6 protein-coding genes and 2 pseudogenes are annotated in these 6,965 nt (G+C 33.0%); all 8 read right to left on the bottom strand.

Annotated elements, in window-relative coordinates; genetic code table 11:
• Nucleotides 1-713, bottom strand: a pseudogene (locus tag CYP77_RS02575) (hypothetical protein); the annotation flags it as partial.
• The gene (locus CYP77_RS02580) at nt 710-1,207 is read right to left on the bottom strand and encodes a hypothetical protein (protein ID WP_103565915.1); all 498 of its coding nucleotides are present in this window, start codon (nt 1,205-1,207) and stop codon (nt 710-712) included. The pseudogene CYP77_RS02575 and the gene CYP77_RS02580, both read right to left, overlap by 4 nt.
• A gap of 18 nt (nt 1,208-1,225) precedes the next feature.
• Nucleotides 1,226-4,054, bottom strand: a complete 2,829-nt coding sequence (locus CYP77_RS02585) for a type VI secretion system Vgr family protein (RefSeq protein WP_181001945.1) — start codon at nt 4,052-4,054, stop codon at nt 1,226-1,228.
• Nucleotides 4,054-4,605 (bottom strand): hypothetical protein, encoded by a 552-nt coding sequence (locus CYP77_RS02590; protein WP_103599681.1) that lies wholly within the window; start codon nt 4,603-4,605, stop codon nt 4,054-4,056. Before CYP77_RS02590 ends, CYP77_RS02585 begins: the two co-directional genes overlap by 1 nt.
• A complete protein-coding gene (locus CYP77_RS02595; RefSeq protein WP_258032348.1) occupies nt 4,602-5,150 on the bottom strand; it encodes a hypothetical protein in 549 nt (182 codons plus the stop codon). Before CYP77_RS02595 ends, CYP77_RS02590 begins: the two co-directional genes overlap by 4 nt.
• Nucleotides 5,147-5,638, bottom strand: a complete 492-nt coding sequence (locus CYP77_RS02600) for a hypothetical protein (protein WP_258032347.1) — start codon at nt 5,636-5,638, stop codon at nt 5,147-5,149. The genes CYP77_RS02595 and CYP77_RS02600 overlap by 4 nt, the downstream gene beginning before the upstream one ends.
• Nucleotides 5,639-5,816: 178 nt before the next feature.
• Entirely contained in the window at nt 5,817-6,338 is a 522-nt protein-coding gene (locus CYP77_RS02605; protein ID WP_012001093.1) for an Hcp family type VI secretion system effector, read from the bottom strand.
• A 64-nt stretch (nt 6,339-6,402) separates the two neighbouring features.
• Nucleotides 6,403-6,965: pseudogene (locus tag CYP77_RS02610) on the bottom strand (hypothetical protein); the annotation flags it as partial.

Below are 6,965 nucleotides of genomic sequence, written 5' to 3' on the forward strand. Positions count from 1 at the left end.
AGTATATATTTAATCATTCTTTCTTCATTAAATTTAAATATATGTAAGCTACTAAAAATATTTATTACCGCTTCGAAATCATCTTTATATATGAGATCAAAAATATCTGATTCCCATAGCCTTCTTTTAGTTAGGCCATTTAACTCTTTGCCTCTTTGGGTGTTTATGGTATAACGCAAATGAAACCATATTAAAAATCTATCTCTTTGCGATACAGCTTTCATAAGAGCGGAGCCATAATGGTTGTATGCTCTTGAGACTAATGCCAGTCTTTCGTAGGATTTTGGAATGTTATTATTAACTTTATCTTCATAAGCACTAAGAGTTAAAGAGTATAGTTTATATGCATTATCTCTTGTTTTTAAATCTAAGCTTAAATTTTGAATAGAGCTAAATTTACTTAGCGCTGCTGAGGTTGTTATTTTTCCATTTTTATAGTCTTTTAAAACTAAACTCTCTTCTTGCGTTAATTGCCATTTATCTCCAAAGACACCTCTATACAATTTCGTAATTTGAGCTGTATCATTTACTTTTAAATCAAATCCATAGCCAATAGCGATATTTCCTTGATTAACATTTTTATAATTATCAGCGTGAGGCTTAAGGAAGCGTCCTGACTTAACTAGCTCAGAGTTTGGATCCACTTCTGTATTACACATGAATATGCCCAATAATTTGCCATATTCATCTTTGCTTAGCTCTTTAAAGATCATTTATCTTTCCTTATAAATTCTCCGTCCCAATATGGATCAGTTCCCTCTCCGCAACCATAATCTATAAGTATATTTGCGCACTCATTTGCATTTATTTCTGGCTTAGTAAATTTAAAGCCTTTATCGGTCTTTATGATATTTGCACTGCATTTTTTACTTTTATCATTTGTTGCTAATTTTAAAATCGCTTCTTTAGAAGAAAGAATTTGTAAATTCATCGCTTTATCATCAACTTCTATCAGGCAAATATTTGCACCTTCGCTATCTTCATCTCCTTTAACGCCATATGTACGGTAACTTTCAAACCTAACATTACAAATATTGTTTTTACACATCGATATATTCAAATCCTGAATATGCCCACGATAATTTTCTTTATCTAGCATAATCTGATCTTCAAACGAATAATTTCCTACCCACTCTTTTGACTCAAAATTTTCATTATCTGAGTATAAATTTACAATTAAAAATAGTATAAAAAAGATATTCTTCATATTATTCTCCATTTATTTTTACAACGCTTTGATATCTCCGCCGATGACTCTTAGTCCCATGCTGTCAAATATCGCTTTTATGCCGCCAACTTCTATCACAACACTTGCACCATTTATGGTTACTTTAGTGCTCTCTACTTGGTGTATGATCTCATTTTTAGCATTGACTTCGTATGTCGTCTCGATCTCGCTATACTTAGAGTCCGCCATCTCGGTATGCTGTGCGGCTGTCTTTGTCGTGAGATTTGACTTGGCGTTTATGTCGATATAGTTGTTTGCCTGAAGCACGATGTGCTCGTTACTAAACTCATTTATGCCTTTTTGCGAATTTAGCTTGTAGCTACCATCTATGTTTTGCTCTTTAGTACCTTTTATCTCTTTGGTTTCGTCGTTGTGTATGGTTGTATTAAGATTTGATTTTATCTCGACAAATTTATCATTGCCGACAAACTCATGTCTATCTTGACCAACTCTAGTTGTATCATCAACAGCTACATTTAGTGTGTTTGAGACGCCTACTACCGTATCTTTTGAAAGTCCAACCGTCGTTAGATATTCGCCACCGACATTTACGTTTTTAGCAAGATCTATCGTTTGGATGTGCGCTTTTTTTACCCTTTCGGTGTAGCTACCATGCACTTGAGAACTTTTGTCGTTTAGGATCGTTTGAGAAAAGTCGTTATTTACTAGCTCGTCGTAGTCTTTCTCCGCTTTTACATAAATTTGCTCTTTATTTTTTAAGTTTGACAAAGTGATCTCGTTTATGCCAGTCTCGTTTGCACCGATTGTTTTTGAGCTAAGCGATGTTTGGTGGTAGTTGTTATCTACATTTACTAGTGGCATATTTGAGGCATTATATAGGCTGCCGCTTACCACTGGGTTGTCTATGTCGTTTTGCAAAAATGAGATGATCACCTCATCGCCGACCCTAGGTATCGCAAAGAAGCCAGAGCTGTTGCTAGCTATCGGCGTGATCACTCTTAGATAGGCACTTTTATGATAGCTTGCGTTTATGGTATCATCTTTATCTATCTGCTCTTGTGTGCTAAAGGCATTTAGTCTTACCTTTACCCTACCGTAGCTATCCGTATGGATGGTGTTTATTTGGCTGTTTAGCCCATCTTGTCCTACAACAAGACCTAGAGTGATGTCAGGCGCTTTTGGCTTTTGCTTGTAGCTTGGTACAAATTTCACACTGCTTGGGATGATGCTTAGTTCATTTGTATATGAGCTTATAAATTTCTTATCTTTTAAAGGGACATTGTCGCCTAAATTTAGAGTATTTTCTAAGACACTTTCGTCTATATAAGTGTGTTTTATGGCTATTATTTTAAACTCATATTCGCCACTACTTTGATCTATGGCGACTGAGATATTGTCGTTTAAATTTAGAGCAAAGACATTTGAGCTAGCGACAAATTCTTTCAAAAGCATATCGCTTCTTAGCTTTTTAAGATAGGTGCTAACCTCAAGCAACCTCGTATCACTGAATGAATACTCATCTAAATTTATATGCTTATCATAGATATTTACCTGCTCGTCAAATATCTTCTCATTTTTGCTCTCTAGCACGTTTGGATAGGCTGTGTTTTGAAATGAGTGGGTGAAGCTGTTTGCTTTTAGAGTTTCGCTCTTTGTGATTTTATTTATGTGTTCGCTTGCAAGATTGTTATTTAAATTTACATTAAAGCTTACTTTTCTAGCCTCTTTGCCTTTGCTCGGTTCGCTTTGTGCTAGGCCTTCAGCTTGGTTGCTATAAGCTAGGATAAAGGTATCGTGAAAGTAAATTTTCTCATTATCTTCATAAAAATATATACCGCTATCATGGCAAAGTCTTGTTATAAAGGCTAGGTCGCTTTCGTTGTACTGCGCTATAAATTCTTTTTTATTGTAGCTATTTTTGATGTTTGAGAAGTCTAGCTCTTTAGTTAGCCTTTGCTTGTTAAAAGACAAAATTTCTTTTACCACTTCAAGCACGCTTTGATCTGTGTAAATTCTATTTGCTCTATTTATACTTAGTCTATATAGCGAAGATGTGAGTTTAAATTTGAAGAAGTATTTTTTGTCTATATTTGTGCTGCTGTCATCATCAACGCCTAGATACTCGACATCGCTTACTATGCCACTAAAGTAGATATAGTCGCTGCCATTATTGCCTGGGATGATACTCTTGTTCGTAGAAGATGGTCTTTTTATGCTTAGCTTCATGCCTTTATCAAGGTATCTATATATGCCAGTTTGAGCGTTATCGTTATAAATGCTCTCTAAATTTTCATAAAGCGGGTTTTTGACTAAATTTATATAGGCAAAGCACTCTATGCTAAATATATCTTCTAAACTCTCATTTATATCAGCCCTTGTGACTATAAATTTGTCATTTGCTATCTGAAGAGTCGAGAAGGCATCGTTAGATACGCCATAATCCACAAAGCCGTCTGTCGCCACCGAGTTGCCAGATGCTAGCATGACTGGCTTAGTTAGTGATGATGTTGGTGATGTTATGTTTTTGTCCATTTGTTGCTCTTTCAATCTTTTTTCGTTTTCTTCTTCTTGTAATCTTTTTTCAAACATTTCGATATCGGTATCGGTTGAATTATGTAGTTCCCTAAATTTATCAACCATATCCATTCCCTTATAAAATTTAAATTCATTATAATGTCTAATGTTAATAATATCGACCCCAGTTTCAGCTATATCTGCAGCCTTTTCATATACTAAACCAAGGGTCCTTCCGAATAACTTCATTGTATCCTTAGCATTTTCATAAGTAGTTTTGTTAAAGTCTTTTACTTCTAGATTGTCATTTTTTATATCTAGTTTCTTTTTGCTTGTATTAAAAAAATCCATTATTTATTCCTACTTTCAAGCAAATTTCTTAATTCTTTGTCATCATTTATGTATTCTAGTGTCTCAAGCAAATATTTAAATAGATCCAATTTAGCTCCATTGTCTAATATTTTTTTAATCAAAGTCATTTTTTCTTCTTTATATCTTTTATATTGCTCTGTTTCTAGAAATTCTAAAGACTTTAAAGTATTCGGTGTTTTCTTAGATACTGAAATGCCATTTTTTGCCAAATAAATTATATAATCTGAAATTATTTCACCAATTAATTCTCTTGTTATAGTAGGTTTTTTAGACAAAATATAATCAAAGGTTTTTGGCTTATCAACTACATAAGAAAGATACAATAAATCAATCCAAGTGGATGTCAGTTTTGTTGATTTCACACCGATATTTGGGCTACATTTAAAATCTTCTATATATGTTTTCATATACATTGCTGTTTTTTCATCGCTTATATCTTTGTTTGCTACAATGTTTAATGAATTTACGCATCCAAGATAATGTAAATTGATGATTGCTATATTAATAATAAATGAAATCAATATGCTCATTTATTATCCTTTTTATATTGCTCTAGCAACCTATCTAAATCTTTTTCATCTCCTACTATCTTTAATATAACTCTCAAATAACCATAATAATAAGGATCTTGCCCATGATCTAATAGTTTTTTAATTAATTTAAATTTTTCTTCTTTAAATTCTTTATATTTCGGTGTTTTTGTAAATTCTAGTAGCTCAGGGCTTGCTTTTTTGTCTTTTATGCCATCGCTATTTTCTCTAAAAAAGACTAGGAATTCTGTTGCTATAATTGCAGTTAGCCATTTATCTGGCGTAATATCTTTATTCAAAAGTAAGTCAAACGTTTTAGTCTTATTATTTTCATAAGCAACATCTAGTAAATTGGAGCCATCATTAGCGAAACTTGGGACTATATTAGCATCACACCCAAGCTCATCTATGTAATATTCTATACATTTAGCAGTATTTTCATCGGTTGTATTTTTGTCAAATACCACAGCAAACATATTTAAACAATTTGCTTCATGCGAATATAAAGATGTTATGAGAAATATGATTATTGCCAATTGCTTCATTGTGCTAATTCCTTTTTAGCTCCATCTTTTAATAAATTCTCTAAATCTTTTTCTTCATTTATAATTTTCAGAATAGTCTTTAAAACTTTATAATCTTTTGGATCTTGTCCATGTTCTAGGAGTTTTTTGATTAGCTTAAATTTTTCTTCTTTAAAATCTTTATATTTTTGAGTTTTTATAAATTCTAGTAGCTCAGGGCTTGCTTTTTTGTCGTCTATACCGACACCATTTTCTCTAAAGAAAAATGCAAAGCTCATACCTATAGACGTTGCCAAGCTTGCATTAGCAGCTGTTCCTTTTGCCAAAAGAGTATCAAAAGTTTTTGTTTTATTTGTATCATAAGCATACTCTAATAAATTTGATCTTATTGAAAGATCTGGTATTTTAATAGTCATATTAGCATCGCATCCAAGATCATCTATGTAGTATTTTATATACTTAGCTGTTTCAACATCGCTTAAATTTTTACTGAAAATGAGTCCAAACATATCCGTACAGTTTGTTTCGTGTGAATATAAAGATGTTATGAGAAATATGATCATAGCTAAGTGTTTCATATCGCATTTCACATATCATGGTGTTTTAAAAGATAATGATAAAAAGGGCTCATTTGTGTCCTTCCAACGAGAAGATTGATATCCCTAGGGAGGATCCCTAGGTTATTTTTTAAGCTTTTTTAGTAGCTTCTCTCCAGTCATCGCTTCCGCTTGTACCTGCAGCTACGTGCTCCCAAACTATCTTTCTATAGTTCATTGAAACTTTAAAAAGCTCAGTTTTGTCGCTATTTAGCTTATCTTGAGCATTTGGGCTTACTAGAGTGATATCTGTTATAGTTGCATCTTCTAGTTTTGTAGTAAAGAAGTGCTCAGCGCCACCGCTAGTTGATGTTCTATACCAGTGGATCTCAACCTCTGGAAGTCTCTCGCCTTGAGTTAATGCGTTGTAAAGAAGTGGAACAGCTTTGTTTAAAGATGTTGTAAAGCTAAATGGCTTATGTACTCTTTGTCCTGATGGTTGGCCACTTTGTGGATCCACTGGAACAGTTACGATGTGAGAAACCTCTTGTGCCATGATCTCATCTTCGTGACCTGACTGATAGCGATTACCGATACTAGCTTCTGTTGAAGCACCACTTGAGATAAGTCCTTGAGTAGAACCTTTCACCTTAATATACACTGGTTGTGACATATTTACTCCTATTAAAAAATTTGGTTATTTTAACTTTTATTAACTTTCTATTTTATTAAAAACATTACTTTTTTAGCATATAGCTTTCAAGTGCTTTATGTAATAAATAATTAAACGCCTCTTTATCTTCTTTGGTACTTTTTGTTACAGCACCAGAGAGATATTTGAAAAATGAATTATTCTCGACTATATCGTACATTTGACTATACAGCTCCTTGCATATTAGCTTAAGTAAAACAGCATTAACAAGCGTCGTGTTGTCGCTTAGAGGCAGCGTTTTTATAATTGTTTCCATATCTTTTGTGTTTAAAGTCCTGCTTTGATCACTTATAGGGCTCATATTTGGCTGTACTTTTATGCTCTCAACTAAATTCATCAAAAGCTCATCCATACTCTTTGCTGTTAGCATCCTTTGAGTATTTATATCTTCTTCATCAAAATTTTGAGCGCTCTCATTTAAATTTAAAGGTACATCATTAACATTTTCATTTAAAGTGATATCTTTTTCTTCATCTATGAGAGAATTTATCTTTGGCTCTTCTTTAAAATCAACATTTGAGATTTTTCCAACTGGTTCAAATTCTTTATTATCAAGCTCATCAAAATTTTTAGTATTTTCTATGATCT

The sequence above is a fragment of the Campylobacter concisus genome, from assembly GCF_002913865.1.
Classification (GTDB): domain Bacteria; phylum Campylobacterota; class Campylobacteria; order Campylobacterales; family Campylobacteraceae; genus Campylobacter_A; species Campylobacter_A concisus_AM.

Excerpts from the sequence above, each read along its gene's own strand:
- CYP77_RS02580 (WP_103565915.1), bottom strand. The coding sequence starts at position 1,207 with ATGAAGAATATCTTTTTTATACTATTTTTAATTGTAAATTTATACTCA.
- CYP77_RS02585 (WP_181001945.1), bottom strand. The coding sequence starts at position 4,054 with ATGGATTTTTTTAATACAAGCAAAAAGAAACTAGATATAAAAAATGAC.
- CYP77_RS02590 (WP_103599681.1), bottom strand. The coding sequence starts at position 4,605 with ATGAGCATATTGATTTCATTTATTATTAATATAGCAATCATCAATTTA.
- CYP77_RS02595 (WP_258032348.1), bottom strand. The coding sequence starts at position 5,150 with ATGAAGCAATTGGCAATAATCATATTTCTCATAACATCTTTATATTCG.
- CYP77_RS02600 (WP_258032347.1), bottom strand. The coding sequence starts at position 5,638 with ATGTTTGGACTCATTTTCAGTAAAAATTTAAGCGATGTTGAAACAGCT.
- CYP77_RS02605 (WP_012001093.1), bottom strand. The coding sequence starts at position 6,338 with ATGTCACAACCAGTGTATATTAAGGTGAAAGGTTCTACTCAAGGACTT.